Below are 26,436 nucleotides of genomic sequence, written 5' to 3' on the forward strand. Positions count from 1 at the left end.
TCAACCCTTGGTCGCGCCGGCGGTCAGGCCGGCAATGTAATAGTCCATCAGGAAGGCGTAGATGATCAGCGGCGGCGCCGCGCCAAGCAGCGCGCCGGTCATGATCTGCCCCCAGTTGAACACGTCGCCCTTGATCAGCGTCGTGGTGATGCCGACCGGCAGCACGAGCTGGTCCACTGACGTCGTGAACACCAGCGGATAGAGGAACTGCGCCCAGGACACCGTGAAGGCGAAGATGGTCGCCGCGATCAGCCCAGGCAGCGCGACCGGGATGAAGATCCGCGTCAGGGTCTGCAGCCAGGAGGCGCCGTCGATGAGCGCGGCCTCGTCAAGCTCCTTCGGGATCGAGGCGAAATAGCCGATCATGATCCAGGTGCAGAACGGCACCGTCAGCGTCGGATAGATGAATACCAGCACGTACCATCTGTTGAGGAGGGTGATGCCGGTCAGGTCCTGGACCACGGCGAGCATCTTGAACAGCGGGATGAACAACAGGCTGTCCGGGATGAGATAGGTCAGGAACACGCCAGTCGCGAGCGTCGCCGAGCCCCAGAACTTCATCCGCGCCAGCGCAAACGCCGCGGGGATGCTGAGCAGCATCGTGACGATCACGACCGTGATCGAGATGATCGACGAATTCCAGAAGAACCGCAAAAACTGGTTCGAGGTCAGGAGCTCGGCATAGTTGGACAGTGTCGGGTGAAACACCCACCACGGGTTGGTGGCCGCCGAGATCTCCGCGCTGCTCTTGAGCGAGGTGATCAGCATGTAGACCGGCGGCGTCAGGAAGAAGATCGCAAACAGCACGAGGAAGAAGTAGGACCAGCGCAGCGCCCAGGCGCGGTCCCGGCTCATGCTGCCATACTTGACCTTGCGGGAAGGTCCGGCCTTGTCGATTGCGAGGGCGCTCATCAGGCTTCGTTCCCCCGTTTGGAGACATCACGCAGGATGAAGATCGCTGCGACGGCGAGGATGGGCACCATGAACAGCGAGACACAGGCGCCGAGCGGAATGTCGCTGCTCTGGATGCCGACCTGGAACGCCCAGGTGGCGAACAGATGCGTCGTATCGAGCGGTCCGCCGGAGGTCAGGATGCGCACGATGTCGAAATTGGCGAAGGTGACGATCAGCGAGAACAGGGTGGTGATGGCGATGATGTTGCGCATCATCGGCAGCGTGACGTACCAGATCCGCTGCCACCAATTGGCGCCGTCGATCGCCGCCGCTTCATAGAGCTGGTCGGGCACGGATTTCAGCGCCGCCAGATACATGATCAGGAAGAACGGCGCGCCGTACCAGACGTTGACGAGGATGACCGAGAAGCGCGCCCAGAAGGTGTCGCCGAGCCAGGGGATCGGCCCGACACCGAAGAAGGAGAGCGTGTAGTTGAAGGCGCTGTAGGAGGGGTCGAACAGCCACAGCCAAGCGAGCGTGCTCATCGCCGGCGGGATCACCCAAGGCACCAGCAGCATGCCGCGCCATTTGCGCTGCTTCTTGCCGGGAATGTTATGGACGAAATGCGCGACGATGAAGCCGATCAGCGCCTTGAAGATCACGGCGGTGATCGCAAAGATGCAGGACTGCTTCACCACCATCCAGAACGTCTCGCGCTTGAACAGGAAGGTGAAGTTGCCAAGGCCGACGAATTTCGTCATCGCCTTGTTCAGCGTCGCCAGATAGAGCGAATAGAAGGCGGGATAGAGCACGAGCAGCACGATCAGGAGGATCAGCGGCAGCGTCAGGAAGAACGCGACCGTCGATTTTCGGCCCAGCGCGTTGCGCAGGCCCGATCCCTTGCGCGCGCCCGCACGTGCGACGCGACCTTGCTCAACGACGACATCGGCCATGTCAGAGTCCTTGGGTCAGCTTTTCGTAAACTGTCCAGCCGCGAAGCCGGCCATACTGGTCGGCTCCACGGTCGTGCGGATGGGGATGCCGAGGCGATACACGCGTGTGGCGTGAATCGCCTCGGCGCAGTCCCAGGTCTAACTCCGCATGAAGCCTTCGCATTCACCTTCGGCCCAGGCGAGCGCCTGATCCATCGTCTCGCCTCGCGCATAACGCAGCGCCATCTTGGTCAGCGTCGCCTGGAAGTAGATCTGCTGCGCGATCTTGGGCGGCGCCGGCGACGCTGCGATCGACAGCGTCTGGTGGTTGTGCGGATTGGGATAGTGATAGAGCGTTCCCTTGGGCGGGCCTTCCTCGGCCCAGGTCTTCAGCGTCGTCATGTTCGCGTAGGCGGGCAGGTCGTAGCCACCGCTCGCTGCGACGAACTTTTCGATCGAGGACGGCTGGGACAAATAGGCGAGCAGGCTCTTGCCGGCCTCCTTGTTCTTGCCGAAGCTCCAGATACCCCAGAAGTAAGGCAGGTACGGTGCGAACCGGCCCTTGGGCCCTGCGGGGAAGCCGTGCGTCCAGCATTGCTCGGCAACCTGGGGCGCATCGCGCTTGGCAACCGCCCAGGCGCTCGGCGGATTGAGGATCATCGCGCCGCGGCCGGAGATCAGCCATTTGTTGTTCGAGGCGTCGTCCCAGGACGGCGCGTCCGGTGGCAGCACCGCGATCAGCTTCTTGTAGAACTCCATGGCCTGGCGAACCTGATCAGTCTTCACCGTGATGTCGCCCTTGGCGTTGACGAGCTCGGCACCGAACGACTGGAAGATCGCGCCGGCGGTGTCGACGCTGTCGGTGGTCTCGCCGAGGCCGATGCCGAACGCAAAGCCAGCCTTCTGGCAGGCCTCGGCCGCCTTCAGGAACGTCTCCATGGTCCAGTTGTCGGCCTTCGGCGGGCTGCCGGCCGGATACATCTCCTGCACGTCGATGCCGGCATGCTTCTTCATCAGATCGATGCGGGAGCAGGGGCCCTTAATCTGGCTGCCGATCGTCGAGGGCACCGCAAGCCATTTGCCGCCGGCCTGACCGAGATATTTGACGGTGCCGTTGACTTCGCCGTTCTGCTTGAGGATCGGCTCCATGACGTCGTTGACCGGCTCGAGATTCTCCGCATAGGCGTGAGGCCACCAGGTCGGCATCTGCAGGACGTCGTGACCGGACTTGGCCTGGGCTTCGGCGGCGACGGTCAATTCCAGCTTCTTGTTGTTGCTGGTGATGTAGTCGATGGAGACCTCGACCTTCTCCTTGGCCGCCCACTCGTTGACGAGGTCGGTGGAGGTCTTGTTGGCACCCGGTACCCAATGGTCCCAGAAGCCGATCGAGAGTTTGCCGGCGGCGTAGGCGCCCCGGACATAGGGCGCCGTGATCAGCGCCGCGGAGGACATTGCAGTGGCAGCCACAAATTGACGTCGCGTCAGTTTCTTGCGTGACATCTCGTTTCCTCGCTTGGGTGTTTTATTGTTCTGGTGTTTCCTCTGAACTCTTCCGAGCTCTTCTTGAATTCTTTTGGGAGTTTGTCGTTCGACGTTTCTTATTGATGCCGTCAGCCTCGACGGCAAATTGGTAGCGCGATCAGATCATGATTGATCGCGTCTGTCGAGAAAACCGAACGGCTCGCGCCTAGAACTAACGTTGCGTCCGAACGCGCCGCAATGCTTAGCGCCCTGGTGCGCCGGACTTGAACCGCGGTCGCTCCTATTGCGACGCACACATCGCACGAGCCCGTCTGGAACGTTCCGTGCGCAATTACGCCGCAGTTTCCGATAAGCCTGCGTAACCGCTTCGCGCGAAAGACTTTTCGGGCGTGGACAGCGATCGGCTGCGTCTGGACCTCGAAGCGGTGGAAACGATAGAGTTGCAACCGGCGGGTGGCTCCCACCCCGAGAGATCGACGATGGAGACGAGAATGATCAACCCGGCGCTGCCCGCGCGGCTTCACTTGCGGCGATGGTTCGCGCTGGGGTCCGTGCTCGCGCTGCTGCTCGGCGCCGCCGCGGTGGCGAATGCTCAAGGTTTGGTCAAGGGCGTTCAGGACGGCGCGGCGGCCGGGAACAAGGCCGCGGGTCCGGTCGGTGGCGTGCTCGGCGGCGCGATCGGCGGCGTGGTCGGCGTCTTCACCGGCGTGCTCGGCGTCGGCAACAACGGCAATCAGGCGCCGGCCGCCAAGGATGCCAACAAGGATGCCAGCAAGGACGCCAAGCAGCAGGGCGCGGCCAAGGACGCCAAGAGCGCCAAGGCGGGCAAGGGCGCCAAGGCGACCAAGGAAGCCAGGAATGCGCCGCAGGACGCCAAGGACAAGGATGTCACGGTTCTCACGCAGACTGGGGCGCCGCAGCTGACCGCCGATCAGATCGTCTCCAACAGCGATTCCTATATCGAGCGGATCAAGACCGAGCTGAACCTCACGCCCGACCAGGAGAAGCACTGGTACGGCTTCTCCAGCGCCATGCACTACCTCGGGCATAATGGTGCGGAGCGGCTCAACCTGCGGGTTGCGCGGGCCAAGCGGGATCCGCCTGACGACATCATCGAGCAGATGCGCAACGAGGCCCAATTCCTGATCGACCGCGCCGCTGACCAGCGCAACGTCGCCGACGCCGCCGAGCCGCTCTATTCGAGCCTCGATGACAAGCAGAAGCAGGTCTTCATCCAGGAGATGGTGCGCCTCAGCCACGAGCGCGGACTGGATTGATCAAGTTGAATCGGATCGGGCGCGCCTGAATTAACGGCGCCCGCCACGAATTCGTGAATCCTCTCCGCAATTCGGTTATGATTAGCTTCGCAAGCTGACTGCGGGGTTGATATGGCGGACGGACTCTCCGTTTTCCTGGTCGAAGACGAGGCGTTGATCCGGATGATGATCGCCGACATGGTGGAGGAGCTCGGCCACCACGTCGTCGCGGAAGCGGACAATGTCCGCGACGCCAGCGCCTTTGCCATGACCGCGCAGTACGATATGGCCATCCTCGACATCAACCTGATGGGCGTTTACGTCGATCCCGTCGCCGATCTGATCGAGCGCCGCGGAAAGCCGTTCCTGTTCGCCACCGGCTACGGGCCGGAGCTGCTGCCGTCCTTGCTCCGGCGCAGGCCGATCCTGCGCAAGCCGATCTCGATCGATCAGCTCAAGGCGATGATCGATTCGATGTTTCCGGAAGCAACAGTGAAGGCACCGCATTGAGCGACGGCGAACGCGCCGCGCTGGCGACGGCGAACGCGCCGCCAACGAAAATGGCCGCCCGGGAGAGGGCGGCCATTCCGCGCAATAATCTCATTCCAATAATCTAATTCCAATAGTCTAATTCAACGTCACATCAGGCCGGCGCTGAGGTCGATGCCGCGCGCCATCAGGCTGAACGAGGCGACGAGGCCCATGCAGCAGAACAGCAGGATAGCTTTGAAGGCAGAATCGGCAATACGCGTTTCGGTGGCAGCCGGCATCGCGGTGAGCGAAATCATGCTCATGTTCATTCCCCCCTTTGTGTTGATCCTGAATTGCATCAGGTGAGGGGAACTCTTAGAGCAAAAAGTTTGACGCGAGCTTTCGAGGGATCGTTAACGGAATCGCAATCCGATCGCGCATTCGACCGCCGCTACGGGATCGCCGAGCCTCAGCTGCGGCCGTTCTTCAGCACGGTGGCGATGGTGTGAGCCGTCATGGCGGCCCGGTCCGAGGCACGCTGCGCCGCAAGCCGGTCGCGGGCCTTTTCCTCGATCAGGAGCTCGATCAGGGCGAGCCGCTTGTCCTCGTCGTCCGCCTCGGTCAGCAGGCGGTGATAGCGGTGATAGTCGAAGCCTAGGTCCTGCTTGCGCATGTCACGCCCCCGCAACTACGCTACACACTCCGCGAATTGTTTCTCATCGGAAACGAAGGGGCAAGCACGATCCTGCGTGGAACCGCGTGCGCGCTGCAATCAGCTGTGAATTACTGGAACCGGAAGAGGTCGCTCGTCTCTCAATCCGGATTGTGGTCGGCGAACATCTTCAGGCCGAGGAAGCTCGCATCGGGCTTGGTGACCAGCCGCGTCGGGATGTTGCGCAAGTAGTCCTGGAAGCGGCCCTTGGCCTCGAAGCGCGCCCGGAAGGCGGAGGCTGCGAGGAACTCCGGAAAGCGCGGCACGATTCCGCCGGCGATGAAGACGCCGCCGCGGGCGCCGAAGGTGACCGCGAGATTGCCCGCGACCGAGCCGAGGATGGCGCAGAACATCTCCAGCGTCGCGCGGCTGACGGGACAGCTGCCCTCGAGCGCCGCCTTGGTGATGGCGGCCGCATCGCGGTGCGGCACCTGGGCGCCGTCGACCTCGGCCAGCGCCCCGTAGAGGCTTTGCAGGCCGGAGCCGGACAGCGCGCCGCGCTCGATGGAGACATGACCGAGGCGTCGGCGCAGGCAGGCGATCACGCGCTCCTCGCGCTCGTTCTCCGCCGGCAGGGTGGCGTGTCCCGCCTCGGTCACGACGGCCAGCCGTGCGCCGTGGCGCTCGACCAGGCAGGAAACGCCGAAGCCGGTTCCAGGCCCGACTACCAGCAACGGCTCTCCGGGCAGGCCGTCCTGTCCGCCGAGCGGGATCAGGTCGGCAGGCTCCAGGGCGGGCAGGGACCAGGCCACTACCTCGAAATCATTGAGCACGTGCACGCTGCCCATGCCGAGGGCGGGCTGGAGCTCGTTGCCGTCGATGACCCAGGGGCTGTTGGTCATGACGCAGCGGTTGTTGGTGACGGGCCCCGCCACGGCCAGCACGGCGCGTTGCGGCGGCACGCCGCCGGTCCTGCGCGCGAGGACATCGACAATGGCTTCCCGGACGGTCGGAAAATCAGCCACCTTCACATAGTCGATCGGTCCAGCGCCCTGGCTTCCGCTGTCCTGGCTCAGCGCGAAGCGCGCATTGGTGCCGCCGATATCGGCGAGAAGAATCTGTCCTGTCCTGCCGATCGTCATGACCATCCGGCCTCCGCAGCCTTGGCAGCTGCGGGAAACCTCTTCCTCCGCTCCATCGACGCAAGTCCGCATGCTGCGGATATCAGAGAATCCGCCCTTGGGTGCGGCTAGTCAACACGGACGCGGGCAAAGCGTTTCATTTCGGGCCCGATCGGCCGCCAATTTGAACCGAACGCGCTACGCTTGGTTGGTTGCGAAGCAGCGCGGGAAGATCGACATTGGGCGTGCCGCACCCCCAGTGCCGGGCAGATGGAATGAGACCCTGCATGAAGATTACAGACCGCGACGTGCTGCTGGTGATCGACGTGCAGAACGACTTCTGCACCGGCGGAGCGCTCGCCGTTCCCGGCGGCGAGAAGGTCGTCCCGGCGATCAACCGGATTGCCCAAAAGTTCGCCAATGTGGTGCTGACCCAGGACTGGCATCCGCGCGACCATGTCTCTTTTGCGCCGAACCATGCGGGCAAGCAGCCGTTCCAGACCGTCGCGCTCGGCTACGGCACCCAGGTGCTGTGGCCGACGCATTGCGTGCAGGGCACGGCGGGCGCCGAATTTCATCGCGACCTCGACGTCGCCTGCGCGAGTCTCGTCGTGCGCAAGGGCTTTCGCCGCGGCATCGATTCCTATTCGGCGCTGTTCGAGAACGACCATCGCACGCCGACCGGCCTGCTCGGCTATTTGCGCGAACGCGAGCTGAAGACCGTGTTCGTCGCAGGTCTCGCGCTCGACTTCTGTGTCCGCTTCTCGGCGGAGGATGCCCGCAAGGCCGGGTTCGAGGTCGCCGTCATCGAGGACGCCTGCCGCGGCATCGATCTCGGCGGCTCCGTGGCCGCGACCCATCACAGTTTCAGGGAGCTCGGCATTTCGGTCGTCAGCCTCGAGGCGTTCCTGTAAGGCCCGTGAGATAGCCATGGTGGAGACGACAGGTAAACAGAAGGGCGGACCGGTCTCGGACGAGGCGCTGCAGTGGCCGTTCACGGCGGCACGGCTCGCCATGGACGCCTGTTTCTGGTGGCTGGAGCGGGCCTCGCCGGAGCAGAACGACAGCAGCCTGCCATGGACGACACCCAACTCCGTCGCGCTGGAGCTTGCGACCATGCGCCTGCGCGATTGTTCGCGAACGCGCTCCGGCCAGCCGGCTCTGGTCTGCGCGCCCTATGCGCTGCATCGCGCCCTGATCGCCGACTTCGCGCCCGGCCACAGCGTGGTGCAGTCCCTGCAAAGCGGCGGCATCGACCGCGTCTATCTCACCGACTGGCGTTCGGCTACGCCCGACATGCGCTATCTCTCGATCGACAGCTATCTGTCCGATCTCAACCTCGCCATCGACGAGATCGGCGCGCCAGTCGATCTGATCGGCCTGTGCCAGGGCGGCTGGCTGTCGCTGCTGTATGCGGCGCGCTTTCCCACCAAGGTGCGGCGGCTGGTGCTGGCAGGCGCACCGGTCGATCTTGCGATCGACTCGGAGCTGTCGCGCCTCGCCCGCAATGCGCCCGAGCTGGTCTACGAGCACCTCGTCGCGCGCGGCGGCGGCAATGTCAGCGGCGAGGAGATGCTGCTGTTCTGGTCCAAGGCGCCGAGCCGCGAGGACATCGCAGCCGCCTTGCAGAAGGACCTCACCGACGAGGAGGGCGGGGCGCTGCTCGCACGCTTCGCTCATTGGAATAGTGAGACGCTCAACCTGCCCGGCAGGTATTATCTCGAGATCGTCAACTGGATATTCCGCGAAAACCGGATTGCCGCCGGCAGCTTCACCGCTCTCGGCCGTGCGGTCGATCTGAAGAACGTCAGGGCGCCGCTCTTCCTGCTGGCCGGGCTCGACGACGATGTGGTGCCGGCATCACAGGCGCTCGCCACCGCCAACCTCGTCGGCACGCCGCCAGCCTTCATCGCGGCGGCCTCCGAGCCCAGCGATCATCTCGGCCTGTTCATGGGGGCGCGGACCCACGCCCATGCCTGGCCGCGGATCGCCGAATGGCTGCTCGACGACCTCTCGGGCGTGCTGGCCCGCAGCGCCTGACTGCGCCAGGCGCCGGCCGGGCCGGCGCGCAAATCCGTTATGCATGATGGCGGATGGCCTGCACGGAGCGGGGTCGATGGGTTACATAGAGTCCAGAGCCGTCGGCACCGGCCGTGACGAGATTTAAGGGTACGCGATGACTTTCCATTCGATCTACGCCCACGGATTTGCGCGCGTGGCGGCCTGCGTCACCACCTCCCATGTCGCTGATCCCTCGGCCAACGCCAAGGCCGTGCTGGAGGCGGCGAATGCTTGCCACGAGCAGTCGGTGGCGGTCGCCGTGTTTCCCGAGCTGTGCCTGTCCGGCTACGCGATCGAGGATCTCGTGAAGCAGGATCCGCTGCTCGATGCGGTCGAGCGCGGGCTCGCCGCGATCGTCGAGGCCTCCTCGGCGCTGATGACCGTCCTGATCGTCGGCGCACCGCTGCGGTTCGGCAACCGCATCTATAATTGCGCCGTCGTCATCCATCGCGGCAATGTCCTCGGCGTCGTGCCGAAGAGCTATTTGCCGACCTACCGCGAATTCTACGAGGGACGGCATTTCGCCTCCGGCGCCGGTCTCGCCGGAGAGACGATCACCTTCGGCGGGCTGCACGCACCGTTCGGCGCCGACCTGTTGTTTGCGGCCGAGGACGTGCCGGGCCTGACCATCGGCGTCGAGATCTGCGAGGACATGTGGATCCCGGTGACGCCGGCCTCGGAGCTGGCGCTTGCCGGCGCGAGCGTGCTGATCAATCTGTCGGGCAGCCCGATCACGATCGGCCGGGCGCGCTCGCGCGCGCTGCTGTGCCAGTCGACCTCGGCGCGCTGCCTTGCGGCCTACGTCTATTCCGCCGCGGGGGCCGGCGAATCCACCACGGATCTGGCCTGGGACGGCCAGACCTCGATCTACGAGAACGGTGTGCTGCTGGCCGAGGGCGAGCGGTTCCGCCAGGGCGGCCAGATCACCACGGCCGACGTCGATCTCGACCTGCTGAGGCAGGAACGCGCCCTCATGGGCACGTTCGACGACAACCGCCGCCAGCGCGAAGGCTTCTATCGCAGGATCACCTTTGCCCTGAAGCCGCCGGCGGCCGACATCGGCTTCCAGCGCAGGATCGAGCGCTTTCCATTCGTGCCGAGCGACGAGAGCCTGCTCGAGCAGGATTGCTACGAGGCCTACAACATCCAGGTCGCAGGTCTCGTGCAGCGCATGCGCGCCACCGGCACCAAGCGCGTCGTGATCGGCGTCTCCGGCGGCCTCGATTCCACCCACGCGCTGATCGTCGCCGCCAAGGCGGTCGATCTGCTCGGCCTGCCGCGCGAAAACATCCTGGCCTACACCATGCCGGGCTTTGCCACCGGCAGCGAGAGCAAGATCAACGCGCTGGCGCTGATGAAGGCGCTCAAAACGACCTGGCAGGAACTCGACATCCGCACCACGGCGACGCAGATGCTGAAGGACATCGGTCATCCCTTCGGCAAGGGCGAGAAGGTCTACGACATCACCTTCGAGAACGTGCAGGCGGGTCTGCGCACCGACTATCTGTTCCGGCTCGCCAACCATCACGGCGGCATCGTCATCGGCACCGGCGATCTCTCCGAGCTCGCGCTCGGCTGGTGCACTTACGGCGTCGGTGACCAGATGGCGCATTATAATGTCAATGCGGGGGTGCCGAAGACGCTGATCCAGCATCTGATCCGCTGGGTGATCGCCTCAGAACAGTTCTCCGGCGACGTCAACAAGACGCTGGCGTCGATCCTGTCGGCCGAAATCTCGCCGGAGCTGGTTCCGGTCAAGCCCGGCGAGACGCCGCAGAGCACGGAAGCGTCCGTCGGCCCCTACGAGCTGCAGGACTTCAACCTGTTCTACACGCTGCGCTTCGGCCTGCGGCCGTCCAAGATCGCCTTCATGGCGCAGCACGCCTGGAAGGATGTCGCCAGCGGCGAATGGCCGCCTGCATTCCCGGCCGACAAGCGCAAGGCCTACGATCTCCCGGAGATCAGGCGCTGGCTCGAGGTGTTTCTGCGCCGCTTCTTCGCCTTCAGCCAGTTCAAGCGCTCGGCGATGCCGAACGGGCCGAAGGTCTCGGCCGGCGGCTCATTGTCGCCGCGCGGCGACTGGCGCGCGCCGTCGGATTCGAGCGCAGCGGCCTGGCTCGAGGATCTCGAGCGGAACGTGCCGAAATGATCTGATCGGGCAAATACTGATCGGATAGGGCAGCCTGAAAAGATTTCGCGCCGCGCGGCTGATCAAGCCGGCGGCGCGAAACTGCATTCGATGCTGAAAGTTCCGAGGTCCGGAGTGCCTAGGAGTCCGGACCTCGTCACCTTGCCCCAGCCTTCAATCCCCCGCCCCATGTGGTCCCCCAACCCCATGTTGCGCGATCAGAGGGTGATGCCCCTGGAAGTGGCCGCCGATCGATGTCCCGCGATGTACGCGACATCGAAATAGGATTCCATTCCGGATCACTACGGACACGATTCAACTTGCTTCTGTGGCAAGTTGCACCTGCCTGCATCGGCCCCAGCGCCGCTGCACAACATCGATGCTGGCGATGCGCGGGATGTCCACATCTGCTCGACGCTGCGGAATCTCGGTTTCACGGGCCTGTCATTGAACTGGTCTAGCGCTGCTCCCGTCATCGCCGACGGTCAAGGGAGCAAGCCATGTCGAAGCCGGTGCTGGGCGCAGCGTTGTCCATCAAATCGATCCCCGCCCACCGCGACTGGCTTCTGGAACGGCAGCGCGATCTCGAAATCCAGGATTTCTTCCGCGCCGACCTGCTCGACAGCGACTGGCGCAGCACCGCGACCGAGATCAAGCAGATGCTGTCGGGCCACACCGGCCGTCTCGGCATTCATGGCCCGTTCTGGGGTTTCAAGATCGACAGCCACGATCCGATGATCCGCCAGGCCGTGACGAAGCGCCTGCTTCAGGGCCTCGATGCCGCCGAGTTCCTCGGCGCGACACAGATGGTGATCCATTCGCCGTTCACGACCTGGGATTACAACAATCTCGATCTCTCTCCCGACAACCGCAGCAATCTCGTCGAGCGCGTCAAGGCGACGCTCGCCGAGGTGATCGCACGCGCCGAGACGACCGGCTGCGAGATCGTGATCGAGAACATCGAGGACAAGGATCCGCGCGACCGCGTGCGGCTCGCCAAGGCGCTCGAAAGCAGCAAGGTCCGCGTCTCGCTCGACACCGGCCACGCCAACTACGCCCACATCTCCACCGGCGCGCCGCCGGTCGACTACTACGTCGAAACCGCCGGTGACATGTTGACGCATGTCCATCTCCAGGACACCGACGGCTTTGCCGACCGCCACTGGGCGCCGGGCGAAGGCAACATCCCGTGGGTCGCCGTGTTCCGCGCACTTGGCCGGCTGACGTCCAATCCGCGGCTGATCCTCGAGCTGCGCAACCACGACCACGTTCGCGCCGGCGCCGCGCATCTCGCCGCGCTCGGTCTCGCGGAATAGCCGATCCCACAAAGGGCAGGGGTTATCGTCATGAGCAAGTTCACCCGTCGCACCATCCTGAAATCCGGCGGCGCGGCCGCTGGCACACTGCTGCTGCCGCGCTTTGCGATCGCGCAGGGCGACAATCGTCCCTCGGTCACGATCGCCGTGCAGAAAGTGACCAACGCCAACGTGCTCGACGTGCTGCGCGAGCAGTCCAATGTCGGCGAGCGCGTGTTCTTCTCCTCGATCTGGGAAGGCCTGATCTCGAAGAACTGGCGCGGCAACCTCGAGGCCGTGCCGGGGCTTGCGACCGAATGGCGCCGCATCGACGACCAGACCGTCGAGCTGAAGCTGCGCCAGGGCGTCAAGTTCCACAATGGCGACGAGCTGACGGCCGAGGACGTCGTCTTCACCTTCAGCCGCGAGCGCATGTTCGGCGAGACCGAGGCCAAGAGCCGCACCACCATCCAGGCCTTCGAGAAGATTCCGACGCCGCGCCCGGGCAAGGAATTGCCGCCGGACGTGCCCGCCGTCGCCCGCCGCATCTGGCCGGACCTCGTGCGCGTCGATGCCGTCGATAAATACACCGTGCGCTTCTACAACGCGACGCCCGACGTCACGATCGAAGGCCGGCTCCAGCGCTACGGTTCGGACATCATGAACCGCCGCGCCTGGGAAGAATCCGCAAGCTATCTCGACTGGGCGCGCAAGCCTGTTACGACCGGCCCGTACAAGGTGGTCGAGCTCAGGCCCGACGTGTCGCTGACGCTGGAAGCCCACGACGAATACTGGGGCGGCCGCCCGCCGCTCAAGCGCATCCGCTTCCTCGAAGTCCCTGAAGTCGCGAGCCGCATCAACGGCCTGCTCTCGGGCGAATACCAGTTCGCCTGCGACATCCCGCCGGACCAGATCGCCGGCATCGAGAAGAACGCAGCGTTCGAAGTGCAGGGCGGCACCATCCTCAATCACCGCCTGACCGTGTTCGACAAGAACCACGCCGTGCTCGCCAATCCGCTGGTGCGGCGCGCCTTCACCCACGCCATCGACCGCCAGGCGATTGTCGACAGCCTCTGGGCCGGCCGCACCCGCGTGCCGAAGGGCCTGCAGTGGGAGTTCTACGGCGACATGTTCAACGCCGACTGGAGCGTGCCGGCCTACGATCCCAAGCTCGCGCAGGATCTCTTGAAGCAGGCCAATTACAAGGGCGATCCGATTCCATACCGCCTGCTCAACAATTACTACACCAACCAGGTCGCGACCGCGCAGATCCTGGTCGAGATGTGGAAGTCGGTCGGCCTCAACGTGCAAATCGAGACCAAGGAGAACTGGTCGCAGATCATGGAGCGTGCGCCGACCCGTGCCGTGCGCGACTGGTCGAACTCGGCCGCCTTCAACGATCCCGTCTCCTCACTGGTCGCCCAGCACGGACCGAACGGCCAGCAGCAGCAGATCGGCGAATGGACCAACGTCGAGCTGAACAAGCTGTCCGAATTCCTGGAGACCTCGACCGATCGCGCGGCGCGCAAGAAGGCATTCCACCGCATGCTGGAGATCGCCGAGCGCGAGGATCCCGCCTACACGGTGCTGCATCAGAACGCGACCTTCACGGCCAAGCCGAAATCGATCAAGTGGAAGGCGGCGCCGGCGTTCGCGATGGACTTCCGCGCCGGCAATTTCGAGGCCTAAGCGGTGTCGCCGCTGGTCAGCATCCGGGACCTCGGCGTCGCCTTCAACGGCGTGGCGGTGTTGCGCGGTGTCGACCTCACTCTTGGCAAGGGCGAGGCCCTCGGCCTCGTCGGCGAATCCGGCTCCGGCAAGTCGGTGACATGGTTAGCCGCGCTCGGCTTGTTGCCGAGGCACGCGAAGGTCTCGGGCTCGGTGCGGCTCGACGGGCACGAGATCCTCGGCGCGCCGGCCTCCGAGCTCGATCAGGTCAGGGGCGGGCGGGTCGCCATGATCTTCCAGGATCCGGCGAGCGCGCTCAATCCGGTGCTCACCATCCGCAAGCAGCTCTGCGAGGCCCTGGCGCTGCATCGCGATCTCCAGGGCGAAGCGGTCAAAGCGGAAGCACTGCGGCTGCTCAATCTGGTCGGCATTCCCGATGCGGCGCGGCGGCTGTCCGCCTATCCGCACGAATTCTCCGGCGGCCAGGTCCAGCGCATCATGATCGCGATGGCGCTCGCAGGAAATCCCGATCTCTTGATCGCGGATGAACCGACGACGGCGCTGGATGCCACCATCCAGGCGCAGATTCTGGAGCTGCTTTCCAGCATCCGCCGCGAGATGGGCATGGCGATGGTGCTGATCAGCCACGACCTCGGCGTCGTTGCCGAAAACTGCGACCGCGTCGCGGTGATGTATGCCGGCCGCATCGTCGAGCAGGCGCCCAGCAACCAGCTCTTTGCCGATCCCGTGCATCCCTATGCCCAGGGCCTGATCGGCGCGCTGCCGCCGCTCGACGGGCCGCGCCGCCGTCTCACCGCCATTCCCGGCACCGTGCCCGATCCAGCGCACATGCCTGATGGCTGCGCCTTCGCGCCGCGCTGTGCGCTGTCAGCCGAGGCGTGCGGCCTTGGCGTGCCGACGCTCGCGCCGATCGCGGAGGATCGCGCGGTCGCCTGCATCCGGGCCGAAGCCTCGCGCCGCGCGCTGCTCGGGATCGCCGCCGAATGAGCGCGCCGCTCGTCGAGGTGTCCTCGATCTCGCGCAGCTATTCCATGCGCTCCGGAATGTTCGGCCGAGCTACCGCCGTGCATGCCGTGGACGGCGTGTCGCTGACCATTCCCAGGGGCGAGACGCTCGGCCTCGTCGGCGAGTCCGGCTCGGGCAAATCGACCACCGGCCGCATCGTGCTCGGCCTCGAGCCGCCTGATCGCGGCGAAGTGCGGTTCGGCGGCAAGCCGATGGCCGCGCCGGGAACGGCTGCGTGGCGCGCGCAGCGGGCGCGCATGCAGATGATCTTCCAGGATCCGTTGGGCGCACTGGACCGCCGCCTTCCGGTCGCCACCCAGATCCGCGAGCCCTTGGACATTCACGGCCTCGGCACACTCGCTGAGCGCGAGGATCGCGTGCGCGAACTATTGCGCGCGGTCGAGCTGACACCCGCGCATGGCGCGCGCTATCCGGGCGCGCTCTCCGGCGGGCAGCGCCAGCGCATCGTGCTGGCGCGGGCGCTGGCGACCAAGCCGGATTTCCTGGTCTGCGACGAGCCTGTCAGCGCGCTCGATGTCTCGATCCAGGCGCAGGTGGTGAACCTTTTGTGCGATCTCCAGGCGCAACTTGGGCTCACACTGCTGTTCATCAGCCACGATCTGCGCGTCGTCCGCCAGATCAGCAATGTCGTCGCCGTGATGTATCTCGGCCGCATCGTCGAGATCGGCAGCGCCGACGATCTCTTTGCGCGCCCCGAACATCCCTACACACAGGCACTGGTCTCGGCATCACCCGCACCCGGCCGCCGCAGCGCGGGCCGCATCGTGCTTTCAGGCGATCCGCCGAACCCGGCGGCGCGGGCTCTCGGTTGCGCCTTCCACCCGCGCTGCCCGCGCGCCATTGCGCGATGCAAGAGCGAGGTGCCGGCGCTCTCAGCGGTCGGCAGTGACAGGCAGGTCGCCTGCCATCTCGTCACGGGGCCGCAGGCCGAAACGCGGGACGCGGCCTGATGGGACGCTATTTCGCCATTCGCATTGGACGCGCGGCCCTGACGATCGTTCTCGTCGTCACCTTCGCCTTCGTCGTACTGCGGCTATCCGGCGATCCCGCGCTGATGATTTTGGGTCCGGAGGCGCCGCCGGAAGTCCTCGCGGCCTTCCGCAAGGCCTGGGGCCTCGATGATCCCATCTGGTTCCAGTATCTCGATTACTTCGGCGCCATTGCCAAGGGCGAGCTCGGTCGCTCCATGCGCGACGGACGGCCCGCGATCGAGCTGGTGCTGGAGCGCATCCCGGCCACGCTTGCGCTGACGCTGCCGGCCTTCGTGTTCAAGGTCGCGCTCGGCATTCCCGCCGGCATCTATGCCGCGCTGCATCGGGGCTCCGCCGTCGACCGCGCCGTGATGATCACGGCGGTCGCCGGCTTCACCGTGCCGAGCTTCGTCCTGGCGCTACTGCTCGTGCTCGTCTTCGCCGTGCAGCTGGGCTGGCTGCCCTCGGGCGGACAGGATAGCTGGCGCCACGCCATCCTGCCGATCACGACACTCAGCCTCGGCGGCGCCGCCGTGCTGGCGCGCTTCACCCGCAGCGCCATGCTGGAGGTGCTGGGCCAGCCCTATATCCGCACGGCGTCGGCCAAGGGCGTGCCGTGGCGCAAGGTGGTGACGTCGCACGCGCTGCCGAACGCGGCGATCCCGACCGTCACCATTCTCGGCTTCATGGTGGGCACGCTGATCGCGGGCGCGGTCGTGGTCGAGAGCGTGTTCGCCTGGCCGGGAGTAGGGCGCCTGCTCGTCGTCGCCGTTGCCAACCGCGACCTCGCCGTCGTGCAATGCATCCTGCTGCTGGTCGCACTGACCATGGTGACGTCCAACCTGATCGTCGACTTCCTCTACGGCTTCCTCGATCCGCGCCTGCGTGGCAAGGGAGCGCACGCATGACCGACGCGGCGTTAAAGGACACCACGACCCGCCGCCGCATTAGCCTGCCGGCGATCCCGGTCTCGGTCGCGCTCGCGATCACCTGGATCGTGGCGATGCTGGTGATCGCGGCCTTCGCCGAGAAGATCGCGCCTTACGGCTTCACCCAGCTCGACCTGCGCAACCGGCTCTCCGCGCCCGGCAACGTCGCGCATTGGCTCGGCACCGACGAACTCGGCCGCGACGTGCTGTCGCGCCTCCTGGTCTCGATCCGCATCTCGCTGCTGATCGCCTTCGGCGCGACCGCGATCTCGGCCGTGGTCGGCACCACGCTCGGCTTCCTCGCCGCGCATTTCCGCGGGGTAGTCGAGCAGCTCGTGCTGATGCTGACCGACTTCCAGGCCAGCATGCCGTTCCTGATCATGGCGCTGGCCGTGCTCGCCTTCTTCGGCAATTCGCTGCCGCTGCTGATCGGCCTGATGGGCCTGTTCGGCTGGGAGCGCTACGCCCGCATCGCGCGCGGCCTTGCCATCTCCGCCAATGCGCAAGGTTACGCCGCAGCCGTCCGCCAGCTAGGGGCGACGCCGTCGCGGATCTATTTGCGGCACATCCTGCCCAACATCGCCTCCACTCTGATCGTCTCGACCACGCTGGTGTTCCCCGAGGTGATCCTGATGGAATCGGGCCTGTCCTTCCTCGGCCTCGGCGTGCAGCCGCCGATGACCAGCCTCGGCAACATGGTCGGCTACGGGCGCGAATACCTGACCCGCGCCCCTTGGATCATGCTGGCGCCGGCCACGACGATCGTGGTCACCACGCTGGCGGTCTCCGTGATCGGCGATTGGCTGCGCGACCGGCTCGATCCGACGCTGCAATAGCGCGACTGGCTTGAGCTGTTCGCCGTTTTGCCGCCGCTTCTAGCCTTGGACCTCCGGCGTCCTGCCGCGCCCGAGCGCAAATTGACCGACCGGGCCCTCGATATGGAATTCCAACTCCGTCATTTTCGCGAACAGATCGATGTTCGTGCTGCCAATGGCGCAGCCGCCGAGGCCCATATCGGTCGCCGCCAGGTAAAGCGTCTGAATCAGGCTGCCGACATCCTTCAGGATCAACGAATATGCGATTGAGCTGTATTTCCAGGAGACCCGCGCAAAACGCGCCGCGATCGTGATGAGGATTTGTGGCTGACCCGGCGCGTCCATGGCGAACTGGGCAGCCGCCAAATGCGCCTGGAGCTGTTGGGGGGAAGCACTGATCGCGACCAGCGCGTGGCTCCCTGCATCATAGTGGTAGAGTCCGCGCGCAAGCCCGTCGCAGTTGGCGACGGTAAGGTACAATTCCAGCTCGTACGCGCTGCCCGCCGACGGATAAGGCCTTGTGCTGTAGGTGACCTCGGGACCGCCCTCGAAATACGGCCCGCTCTTCCATTCGGACACGACGCGCGCGGTGGTGTCGAGAAACTGCGCGAGTTCGCCGAGCGTGACCGGATTCTTGTCGTCGAAATCCCGTGTTGAATGGCGTTCGCGCAACAGCTTCGGGAAGCGTGAGTGCGGTTCCGGGGAGGAGAATTCGCGCAGGTCAATCTTGTTGCCGGTCCAGGGCGGACGCACCGCCGGCGACGGCGGAACGACGCCGGCATAGGTGAAGGCGGCGCCGACCGGGTTGGCTTGCCGACCCTCCGTGCTCCGCGTGTGAAACACCAGATCGTGGAAATCCCAGAGTACGAGGTTGCCGTCGCCTTCGTTCACCCGCAGGCCTTCTCCGTCTTTCGCACCGAGCTTGAGCAGGATCTGGCTGTCGAGCAACAGTTCGAGCAGATGGAGAGTGGAGGAAACCATCTTCTTGTTGAGCTCGCCGATCTTCCGCGGCTGCGACAGCGCAGCAAGGGTGGCGGCGATGGCGGGATCGCCAATCCGGAACAGCGCGCCGGCGCGCGGCGATTCCAGCACCATCTCATTGCCGCGCCGGCGCAGATAGGCAAAGCGCGACAACACAACGGTGTCCCGACTGCCCAGCTTCGCGCGCCGCGGCCAGTAGTCGGGGACTTGAGGCTCGATGACCACGAAGTCCTGCGTGTTACGCGAAGAGGAGAGGCGGTATTCCAGAAGTCCCTGCCGCGCCAGGCGATGCACCAGGGCGTCGATTTCCCTGGCGACGGTGCTCTTGCCCGCAAACGAAGCGAGCGGAAGCCCGGTGTTCAGATCTCGCGCGCGGTCCATCGCGGCGGCGCTGAATTGTCCGAGGTTGACGGAATAGTCGTCCAGAAAGGCGGCGATGTTTCCGTCCGGCTGCATCTGGAGGGAGAAGCGATGGCTCAATCGGGCGGCGATGTCTGGCGCGATCTTCCTGGTCGGCTTTTTCCGGGGAGCGCGCACGAAGAGCAACCCTTCAGGTGTGTGGAAGGAATGAGGTCAGATCGCTTTCCGGTCGCGGCCGGTCCAACAATCCGAGCTTCACCGGCACATCGTAAAGGCGCCCCGGTGCGAAGCGACGATAGAAATGACGCAGGCCGGGAACGAGCACTCTGACGACCGGAACCTCGACGTCGGGACGTGTCTGGTCGAGGACCAGGAAATCGTAGCCCGCACGGGCGGCGATCTCGACGCAGGCGATGACCTGGTCTCGTGTATTGTCGTGAAGCTTGAGGCTCGGCGCCGGGGGGACGATAGGGCGATCGCTCGGTGTCAGGAACGGGTAGTCTTCGAGGCGCAGCGGTGTGACACCGTCGAGGGTCGGCTTCTCGCCGCTCGCACCACCCATCATGCCGACGGACATGAATTGGGTCAGCTCGGTGAGGGAGCGCAGCAGCGCTATACGGCGATCGAAATGCGCGCCGGAACCGAACTCGATATTCTCGTGTCCATTCTGCATCCAGTGCATGATCGCCACGTAAGTCGGAATGCCGAGATCGGTGGTGATGTCGAGCACCCAAAGCTTGCGACCGGCTTCTGCAAATTGAGTTTGGAGATCCCGGACATAGAAATCGTCGAACTGCTCGAGATCGACCTCGGCGCGCTGCACCCGGTTGTACCACCAGATCGCGTAGGCATCGCGCTCGATCAGTTCGAGGAAGCCCTGGACAATCGCTTCGTCGCGGGTGTTGCCGGCCGCGCAGCCGTTGGAATCCGTATGAAAGCCGCCATAAAAGAAATACAGGAGGCCCGTCGGCAGATATTTGAAGCGTTTGTCGCGCAGCGATGAGACCGGCGACCACTCGGTCCTCGTCGAGGGATCGAACGGTTCGGGCACCGGATGGGGATCGTCCGGTCGCTGCAGAAACCTGTTCTTGAACTGCGTTTCGCTGAAGAGCTGGACATCGTTGGGAAGAAGCGCCTCGCCAGGCGCGAAATCGGCAAATCGACGCGTCGTCCTGATCTCATCGCCCTGGAAAATGCCCGAATAGCGCTCGATCGATTCCATCAGCGCGCTGGCTTCGCCCTGCTCGGCGGTCGAGCCCTTGCCAAAGCTGCCGCCGCTCAATCCGGACCTGAGCTGGTCGATGCTGTGGGCCGGTGCGGAGAAATTATGCTGGGCGAAATAGTTGGTGTTCATCGGCAGGTCGACGTCGATTCGCTCGAGCCTGGACACCACGCCCGTCAATGGGCTCACATGCTTGCGGAAGCGCGACACGGTCGAGCGCGATGTCACGGTCCGGTATCCACCGCTGGTCATGACGAGCCTCTTGCCCTCGGCAATCTCGACCAGGGCCGGAGATCGGCGCGGATTGTTCAGCTTCCTGCTGCCGCAGGTCGGACATTGCGGACGTCGCGTCACGTAGTGCTTGGCGATGGCGGCGCCGGTCAGGTCGAAGCTGGCGATGTGATCGCGCAGATCGGTGCGAAAGCCCGAGGCAATTGCCTTGGCGATCTCGACGGCCGCAAAATGGATTCCAGTCTGGCCGACGCTTTCTCTGACGAGCGGCGATGTGGCAACCGCACGCGCCGGTCCCCGGTCGAGAAACCCCTTGATCTCCCGGTTGCGGATCATGCGATCGAACAGGCAGGTCCAGCAGGCGCTCTCGCCCGGTTTGAACACAGGCCCGACCAGCGGAAACGGGCCGGATGGCTGTACCAGCAACCAGGGCGTCTTGCCGGCCACACGTTCCTGATTCAGTTCGGCGAGTCGCCGATCGAGATAGTCGTTCGCCAGCGTGATCGTGAGCTTCGGCGCTCGCTTGGCGATTTGAACACCGAGCTTGCTCAACGCCGCGGTCAGCTCCTTGGCGCCTTTGACGTCAATCGCCTCGACCTGCACGGGGCAATCGCGAAGATTCTGTTCCGCGATCTCCAGGGGCATGCCGAGGCTTGCCAAGAAACCGCCGACGGCATCGTCAAATGCTTTCGAGGTCCGCGCAACGATATATCGGCGATCGAGGAGCCGCTTGATCGCTTCCTCGATCTTCTCGGCCGGAAAGTGCTTCGAGAGCTGGCGAATGATCTCCGGCCAAGCCTTGCCATGTTTTCCGATCGCGGAGGCCAAGGCACAGTAGAGCTCGCCGTGCAGGAAGAACTTGCGATCCTCGGAATAGAGGCAAACCGCATCGGGAGGCAGGACGTAAGCGGTGAAGTTCGGTGCAAATCGGAGAATGTCTTTGCGGGTCTGCCGCGCAACGCGGGTCTTGCGAGTTGCAGTCATTGAGTCAGCACGCTGATCCTGTTGCCGTCACGCGGGATCCTCGGCGCAAGACCGATCGTCGCGACCGCGCGCCGGCGTTTTCCCAGAGAATTGAAACGAATTCAGCTGTCACCCGCAAGCCGCCGATGCAACCGTCGTAGCGAAATCAAGCAATTGGCCGGCCCCTTTTCTCGAGGCCGGCCAATGATCCATCAACCCGTGAATTTGACATTCGGAGCGCGCCGCGATTTAGCACCAGCGGCAGCGGCCCCACGATGCGCAGCAACCTGCGCATGATACGGCGCATCCGATCACACCAACGCCACAGCCGACTGCACAACCTGCACATCGGCAACCGACGCCACATCGGCAAGCACGGCAACCCCGACAGCCTCCGCAGCCGCGGCAACCGCCGCATCCGCGCCATGCCAGCTGCACGCGGCTGCCGGCGTTTTCCTTGTCGAAGAGATGGAAGGTGGCGAGGCTGACGTCAGCCATTTCCTCTTCATCGAGCGTGATTGCCTGACCTGTTCCAAGGTGCGGCAATTGTTGTACGTCGGGTGTCGGCACGGCGGACGCCGATGCGCCTCCCGCCAGCGAGAACGTCAACCCTGCGGCTCCGAACGCCGGCACGGCGACTTTGGTGACTCGCTTCTTCCCTTTAGACGTCCTCTTCGCCTGCCGCATGGTCAAACCTCCGAGCATTGCAAGAAGCATCCCAGCCGCGGTAAGTCTACGCTCAGGAAATAACACGAGCAAGAATTACGCGCACAAAAGCGCGCCGTTGCGCGTTCAGAATGTATTCATCTTCATGAACGGCATCGGCACGGCCAGTTGACGCAAGGCATCAACGATCGGCGCTCTTGGTGCGCGTGCAGCTTGGTGCAGTGCCGCAAGCGCATCGAATCCTAAACGGAGAGATCCGCGTGGCAGATCAATCAGGGCGTTTCGCTTGGTATGAACTCCTGACCACGGATGTCGCGGCGGCAGGCGCATTTTATCGCAAGGCTCTCGGCTGGGGCGTGAAGGATGAGTCGACCCCGGAACTGCCTTACATGCTGTTTCGTAGCGGCGGCGCTCCGCTGGGCGGACTTATGGATATCCCGGAAGAGGGGCGGAGATTGGGGGCGACGCCGAGATGGATGGGATACGTCTCCGTCGACGACCTGGACGCAACCGCCGCGCAGATCAGGCGTCTTGCAGGCACGATCCTTGTGCCGCCGACCGACACCAATATTGGCCGCATAGCGGTCGTTGCCGATCCGCAGAAGGCGACCTTCGGGCTGATCCAAGAGCCAACATATGGCCGACGGAAACCGGGCCGGCTGGACGAGCCGGGGCGCGTAGGCTGGCATGAGTTACTGGCCGCCGACCGGGCCGTGATCTTCGACTTCTACAGAGAACTATTCGGCTGGCAGAAGGCCGACGCTCAAAGCGAACCAGCGGCCTGGTATCAATTGTTTTCGGCGGGTGGGCAGACGGTCGGCGGCATGCTCACCAAACTTCCGAGCGTAGCGCAGCCGAGCTGGCTGCATTACTTCAATGTCGACGACATCGGTGCTGCCACGAAACATGTGAATGCTGGCGGAGGCCGGATCCTCCAGGGTCCGATCGAATTGCCCGATGGCTGCTGGATCGCACGATGTGTCGATCCCCAGGGTGCCCTGTTTGCATTGCAGGGCGCCCGAGGTCAGACAAGCGTTGAGCCATCCTCGGGCTCGGAAATCGGCTGGTCCGCCAAGTGGGGCGGCGTTGCCTCCCAGGGGAGAATTGTGCTGCCCAAGCCGAAGACCTAGCGACAGCGTCTGTCCGGCGCTGACGCGACCTTGCAATAGCCCGCGCCGGGAGCAGGGGAGGCCTGCGAAAGGCCGATCCGGCCCTGTCCGGCCCAAGTTCCCGTTGCACCTGACCACCCTGTGCGCTATCCGGCCGGAAAGGCCTGAGGCGGCTCCACATTTTCCCGCTCAGGCACCCAAACCCGAGGACGGAAACCGCCATGCCAGCCTATCGCTCCCGCACCACCACCCACGGCCGCAACATGGCGGGTGCCCGAGGCCTCTGGCGCGCGACCGGCATGAAGGACGCGGATTTCGGCAAGCCGATCATCGCGGTCGTCAACTCCTTCACCCAGTTCGTGCCCGGCCACGTCCACCTCAAAGACCTCGGCCAGCTCGTTGCGCGCGAGATCGAGCAGGCCGGCGGCGTGGCGAAAGAGTTCAACACCATCGCGGTCGACGACGGAATCGCCATGGGCCATGACGGCATGCTCTACAGCCTGCCGTCGCGCGAGCTGATCGCCGACAGCGTCGAGTACATGGCCAACGCGCACTGTGCCGACGGCCTCGTCTGCATCTCCAACTGCGACAAGATCACGCCCGGCATGCTGATGGCGGCGCTGCGGCTCAACATCCCTGCCGTGTTCGTCTCGGGTGGCCCGATGGAGGCCGGCAAGGTCAAGCTGCAGGGCAAGACCAAGGCCGTTGACCTCATCGACGCCATGGTTGCCGCGGCCGACTCCAAGGTCAGCGACGAGGACGTCAAGGTGATCGAGCGCTCGGCGTGCCCGACCTGCGGCTCCTGCTCGGGCATGTTCACCGCCAATTCCATGAACTGCCTGACCGAGGCGCTTGGCCTCGCGCTGCCCGGCAACGGCTCCGTGGTCGCAACCCACGCCGACCGCAAGCGCCTTTTCGTCGAGGCCGGCCACACCATCGTCGATCTCGTCCGCCGCTATTACGAGCAGGACGACGCCTCGGTGCTGCCGCGCAACATCGCGAACTCTAGGGCGTTCGAGAACGCGATGACGCTCGACATCGCGATGGGCGGCTCGACCAACACCGTGCTGCATCTGCTCGCCGCCGCCCATGAAGGGCAGGTGGCCTTCACCATGCAGGACATCGACCGCCTGTCGCGCCGCGTGCCCGTGCTCTGCAAGGTCGCGCCGTCGGTCGCCGACGTGCATGTCGAGGACGTGCATCGCGCCGGCGGTATCATGGGCATTCTCGGCGAGCTCGACCGTGCCGGCCTGATCGACACCTCGGTCTCGACCGTGCACGCGCCGACCATGAACGATGCGCTGGAGCGCTGGGACATCAAGCGCTCCAAGAGCGAGGCGGTGCGCACCTTCTATCGTGCCTCGCCCGGTGGCATCCCGACGCAAGTCGCCTTCAGCCAGGAGCGCCGCTACGACGAGCTCGATGCCGACCGCGAGAAGGGCGTGGTGCGCGATCTCGAACACGCCTTCAGCAAGGACGGCGGTCTCGCCGTGCTTTACGGCAACCTCGCGCAGGACGGCTGCATCGTGAAGACCGCCGGCGTCGACGCTTCGATCCTGAAATTCTCCGGCCCGGCGCGCGTGTTCGAAAGCCAGGACGCGGCCGTCGAAGGCATCCTGGGCGGCAAGGTCGTGGCCGGCGAGGTCGTGGTCATCATCTACGAAGGCCCGCGCGGCGGCCCCGGCATGCAGGAGATGCTGTATCCGACCAGCTATTTGAAATCGATGGGCCTCGGAAAGGCTTGCGCGCTCGTCACCGACGGCCGCTTCTCGGGCGGCTCGTCCGGCCTGTCGATCGGCCATCTGTCGCCGGAAGCCGCCGAAGGCGGCAACATCGGTCTGGTGCGCACCGGCGACGTCATCGCCATCGACATCCCGAACCGCAGCATCACGCTGGAGGTCTCCGACGAGGAGCTCGCCAGCCGCCGCGCTGCGGAAGAGGCCAAGGGCGATGTCGCCTGGCAGGCGACGGGCCGCAAGCGCAACGTCTCCACCGCGCTGCAGGCTTACGCCGCACTCACCACCAGCGCCGCGCGCGGCGCGGTGCGCGAGGTGAAGCGCCGCTCGAATTGAGCATTGCGCGGTTCGCACGGCGTGCGCATAGTCAATAAGTTCTGAACGGCCGGCGCAAGCCGGCCGTTCGCATTAAGGATGCCCCGACGAACTTCGGCAGCCCAGGATTTTGCGGCGTATATTGCGCGCGACCTTCGCAAATCCATTTCGGGCAACTGGGGCGCCACCACAATGTCTCGTACTCTCGCTGTTGTTTTCTCCACGGCCGTCGCCGCGATTTCGATGACGGGCGCAGCCTCGGCCGGCTGCTACAATTGCTACGCGCCGCCGCCGTGCCAGACCTGCTACCAGCAGCAATACGTCGCGCCGCAATACCGCACATTCGACGAGACCGTGATGGTGTCGCCGGGCGCCGTGGTCGCGCATCGCACGCCGGCGCAGTACCGTACCGTGATGGTGCTGCAGACCGTGATGGTCGCGCCGCCGGGTGTCCAGTACGAGCGCATCCCGCCGCAATATGCGACGCGCCAGCGGGTCGAGATGGTCTCGCCCGGCTATTCCTATTACGCCCCGGTGCAGATGGGCTGCGCGTCCTGCGGCTACTGAGCCAAGGCAGCAACGAAGAATTTGATGCGGCGCTCCCCCGGGGCGCCGCATTGCTTTTGGGCGCAGCGAACGAGGCCCGGAAACGGAGGCGAATCCAAACCGGGCCTCGCAACCAGCGACGCCCTGGGAGATGTCGCCAGCGTTCGGGATTGCTGAGCGGCCGACCTGTGTCGGTGGCCGACGCGTTGCCTGAAGCTAAAGGAACAGCCTGACGCTCGCCTGACAGAGGACTGGGTGGAGGGGCTCGAGGCGAGGGCGCCAACTTCGCGTTGCCTTGCGCCACCGACTGCGTTAAGCGACAGCCATTCCGGGTTTGGAAGGGTGGCCGAGTGGTTTAAGGCACCGGTCTTGAAATTCTGAAACGGCCATGCCGGCTAGTCCGGCATTGTCCCGTTAGATGCTGATTTGTCTGGCAAAATGCCAGGTCAGCGCTGCTTTCGTCCTTGCTCATTCTACGTCGTCCCAACCAGTTGGGTAGCAATCCCGGTAGCAACCGGCGTTTGGCCCAACGCGAGCAGGGGCGAACGATGGAAGCGCTTATCGGCCTGATCCTAGGAATGGTGC

General features: G+C 64.7%; 22 protein-coding genes. 14 read left to right on the forward strand and 8 right to left on the reverse strand.

Annotated elements, in window-relative coordinates; all coding sequences use genetic code 11:
- The 3 genes from QA642_RS24840 to QA642_RS24850 form a co-directional block, all read right to left on the reverse strand.
- Entirely contained in the window at nucleotides 1-912 is a 912-nt protein-coding gene (locus QA642_RS24840) for a carbohydrate ABC transporter permease (RefSeq protein ID WP_283079189.1), read from the reverse strand.
- The gene (locus tag QA642_RS24845) at nucleotides 912-1,847 is read right to left on the reverse strand and encodes a sugar ABC transporter permease (protein WP_283079190.1); all 936 of its coding nucleotides are present in this window, start codon (nucleotides 1,845-1,847) and stop codon (nucleotides 912-914) included. The genes QA642_RS24840 and QA642_RS24845 overlap by 1 nt, the downstream gene beginning before the upstream one ends.
- Before the next feature lie 138 nt (nucleotides 1,848-1,985).
- A complete protein-coding gene (locus QA642_RS24850) occupies nucleotides 1,986-3,326 on the reverse strand; it encodes an extracellular solute-binding protein (RefSeq protein WP_283079191.1) in 1,341 nt (446 codons plus the stop codon).
- 473 nt (nucleotides 3,327-3,799) lie between these two features.
- Between QA642_RS24850 and QA642_RS24855 the strand changes: the two genes are divergently transcribed.
- Both QA642_RS24855 and QA642_RS24860 read left to right on the forward strand, forming a co-directional pair.
- Entirely contained in the window at nucleotides 3,800-4,585 is a 786-nt protein-coding gene (locus tag QA642_RS24855) for a Spy/CpxP family protein refolding chaperone (RefSeq protein WP_283079192.1), read from the forward strand.
- Nucleotides 4,586-4,696: 111 nt separating this feature from the next.
- On the forward strand, nucleotides 4,697-5,074 hold the full coding sequence (locus tag QA642_RS24860; RefSeq protein WP_283079193.1) for a response regulator: 378 nt from the start codon (nucleotides 4,697-4,699) through the stop codon (nucleotides 5,072-5,074).
- Nucleotides 5,075-5,202: 128 nt separating this feature from the next.
- Here QA642_RS24860 and QA642_RS24865 read toward each other — a convergent pair whose 3' ends face one another.
- From QA642_RS24865 to glk, 3 genes are all read right to left on the reverse strand, one after another.
- Nucleotides 5,203-5,358, reverse strand: coding sequence for a hypothetical protein (locus QA642_RS24865; RefSeq protein ID WP_283079194.1), 156 nt, complete (start codon nucleotides 5,356-5,358; stop codon nucleotides 5,203-5,205).
- Nucleotides 5,359-5,504: 146 nt separating this feature from the next.
- Nucleotides 5,505-5,708: a hypothetical protein gene (locus tag QA642_RS24870; protein ID WP_283079195.1), complete on the reverse strand. Its 204-nt coding sequence runs from the start codon at nucleotides 5,706-5,708 to the stop codon at nucleotides 5,505-5,507.
- A 140-nt stretch (nucleotides 5,709-5,848) separates the two neighbouring features.
- Complete coding sequence (gene glk / locus QA642_RS24875) at nucleotides 5,849-6,829, reverse strand: glucokinase (RefSeq protein WP_283086968.1); 981 nt, start codon at nucleotides 6,827-6,829, stop codon at nucleotides 5,849-5,851.
- Nucleotides 6,830-7,083: 254 nt separating this feature from the next.
- Here glk and pncA point away from each other — a divergent pair, with 254 nt between their 5' ends.
- The 9 genes from pncA to QA642_RS24920 all read left to right on the forward strand — a co-directional run bounded on the left by pncA (nucleotide 7,084) and on the right by QA642_RS24920 (nucleotide 17,743).
- The gene (gene pncA, locus QA642_RS24880) at nucleotides 7,084-7,722 is read left to right on the forward strand and encodes a bifunctional nicotinamidase/pyrazinamidase (RefSeq protein WP_283079196.1); all 639 of its coding nucleotides are present in this window, start codon (nucleotides 7,084-7,086) and stop codon (nucleotides 7,720-7,722) included.
- 16 nt (nucleotides 7,723-7,738) lie between these two features.
- A complete protein-coding gene (locus tag QA642_RS24885; RefSeq protein WP_283079197.1) occupies nucleotides 7,739-8,848 on the forward strand; it encodes an alpha/beta fold hydrolase in 1,110 nt (369 codons plus the stop codon).
- Nucleotides 8,849-8,984: 136 nt separating this feature from the next.
- Nucleotides 8,985-11,018, forward strand: coding sequence for an NAD(+) synthase (locus QA642_RS24890; protein ID WP_283079198.1), 2,034 nt, complete (start codon nucleotides 8,985-8,987; stop codon nucleotides 11,016-11,018).
- A gap of 479 nt (nucleotides 11,019-11,497) precedes the next feature.
- Nucleotides 11,498-12,313 (forward strand): sugar phosphate isomerase/epimerase family protein, encoded by an 816-nt coding sequence (locus QA642_RS24895; protein ID WP_283079199.1) that lies wholly within the window; start codon nucleotides 11,498-11,500, stop codon nucleotides 12,311-12,313.
- 30 nt (nucleotides 12,314-12,343) lie between these two features.
- Nucleotides 12,344-13,981 (forward strand): ABC transporter substrate-binding protein, encoded by a 1,638-nt coding sequence (locus QA642_RS24900; RefSeq protein WP_283079200.1) that lies wholly within the window; start codon nucleotides 12,344-12,346, stop codon nucleotides 13,979-13,981.
- A 3-nt stretch (nucleotides 13,982-13,984) separates the two neighbouring features.
- On the forward strand, nucleotides 13,985-14,968 hold the full coding sequence (locus QA642_RS24905; protein WP_283079201.1) for an ABC transporter ATP-binding protein: 984 nt from the start codon (nucleotides 13,985-13,987) through the stop codon (nucleotides 14,966-14,968).
- Nucleotides 14,965-15,957 (forward strand): ABC transporter ATP-binding protein, encoded by a 993-nt coding sequence (locus QA642_RS24910; protein ID WP_283079202.1) that lies wholly within the window; start codon nucleotides 14,965-14,967, stop codon nucleotides 15,955-15,957. The genes QA642_RS24905 and QA642_RS24910 overlap by 4 nt, the downstream gene beginning before the upstream one ends.
- Complete coding sequence (locus tag QA642_RS24915) at nucleotides 15,957-16,886, forward strand: ABC transporter permease (RefSeq protein ID WP_283079203.1); 930 nt, start codon at nucleotides 15,957-15,959, stop codon at nucleotides 16,884-16,886. The genes QA642_RS24910 and QA642_RS24915 overlap by 1 nt, the downstream gene beginning before the upstream one ends.
- Nucleotides 16,883-17,743, forward strand: coding sequence for an ABC transporter permease (locus tag QA642_RS24920; RefSeq protein WP_283079204.1), 861 nt, complete (start codon nucleotides 16,883-16,885; stop codon nucleotides 17,741-17,743). The genes QA642_RS24915 and QA642_RS24920 overlap by 4 nt, the downstream gene beginning before the upstream one ends.
- Nucleotides 17,744-17,782: 39 nt before the next feature.
- Here QA642_RS24920 and QA642_RS24925 read toward each other — a convergent pair whose 3' ends face one another.
- Nucleotides 17,783-19,159 carry a SagB family peptide dehydrogenase gene (locus QA642_RS24925; protein ID WP_283086969.1) on the reverse strand — a complete coding sequence of 459 codons (1,377 nt, stop codon included), beginning with the start codon at nucleotides 19,157-19,159 and terminating at the stop codon, nucleotides 17,783-17,785.
- A gap of 94 nt (nucleotides 19,160-19,253) precedes the next feature.
- Nucleotides 19,254-21,500: a TOMM precursor leader peptide-binding protein gene (locus tag QA642_RS24930; protein WP_283079205.1), complete on the reverse strand. Its 2,247-nt coding sequence runs from the start codon at nucleotides 21,498-21,500 to the stop codon at nucleotides 19,254-19,256.
- A 905-nt stretch (nucleotides 21,501-22,405) separates the two neighbouring features.
- Here QA642_RS24930 and QA642_RS24935 point away from each other — a divergent pair.
- From QA642_RS24935 to QA642_RS24945, 3 genes are all read left to right on the forward strand, one after another.
- A complete protein-coding gene (locus QA642_RS24935) occupies nucleotides 22,406-23,275 on the forward strand; it encodes a VOC family protein (protein WP_283079206.1) in 870 nt (289 codons plus the stop codon).
- Between the two features lie 200 nt (nucleotides 23,276-23,475).
- Nucleotides 23,476-25,326, forward strand: coding sequence for a dihydroxy-acid dehydratase (gene ilvD / locus QA642_RS24940; RefSeq protein WP_283079207.1), 1,851 nt, complete (start codon nucleotides 23,476-23,478; stop codon nucleotides 25,324-25,326).
- 222 nt (nucleotides 25,327-25,548) lie between these two features.
- The gene (locus tag QA642_RS24945; RefSeq protein WP_283086970.1) at nucleotides 25,549-25,872 is read left to right on the forward strand and encodes a hypothetical protein; all 324 of its coding nucleotides are present in this window, start codon (nucleotides 25,549-25,551) and stop codon (nucleotides 25,870-25,872) included.
- Nucleotides 25,873-26,436: the final 564 nt, after the last annotated feature.

Source organism: Bradyrhizobium sp. CB2312, assembly GCF_029714425.1.
In the GTDB taxonomy this organism is placed as follows: domain Bacteria; phylum Pseudomonadota; class Alphaproteobacteria; order Rhizobiales; family Xanthobacteraceae; genus Bradyrhizobium.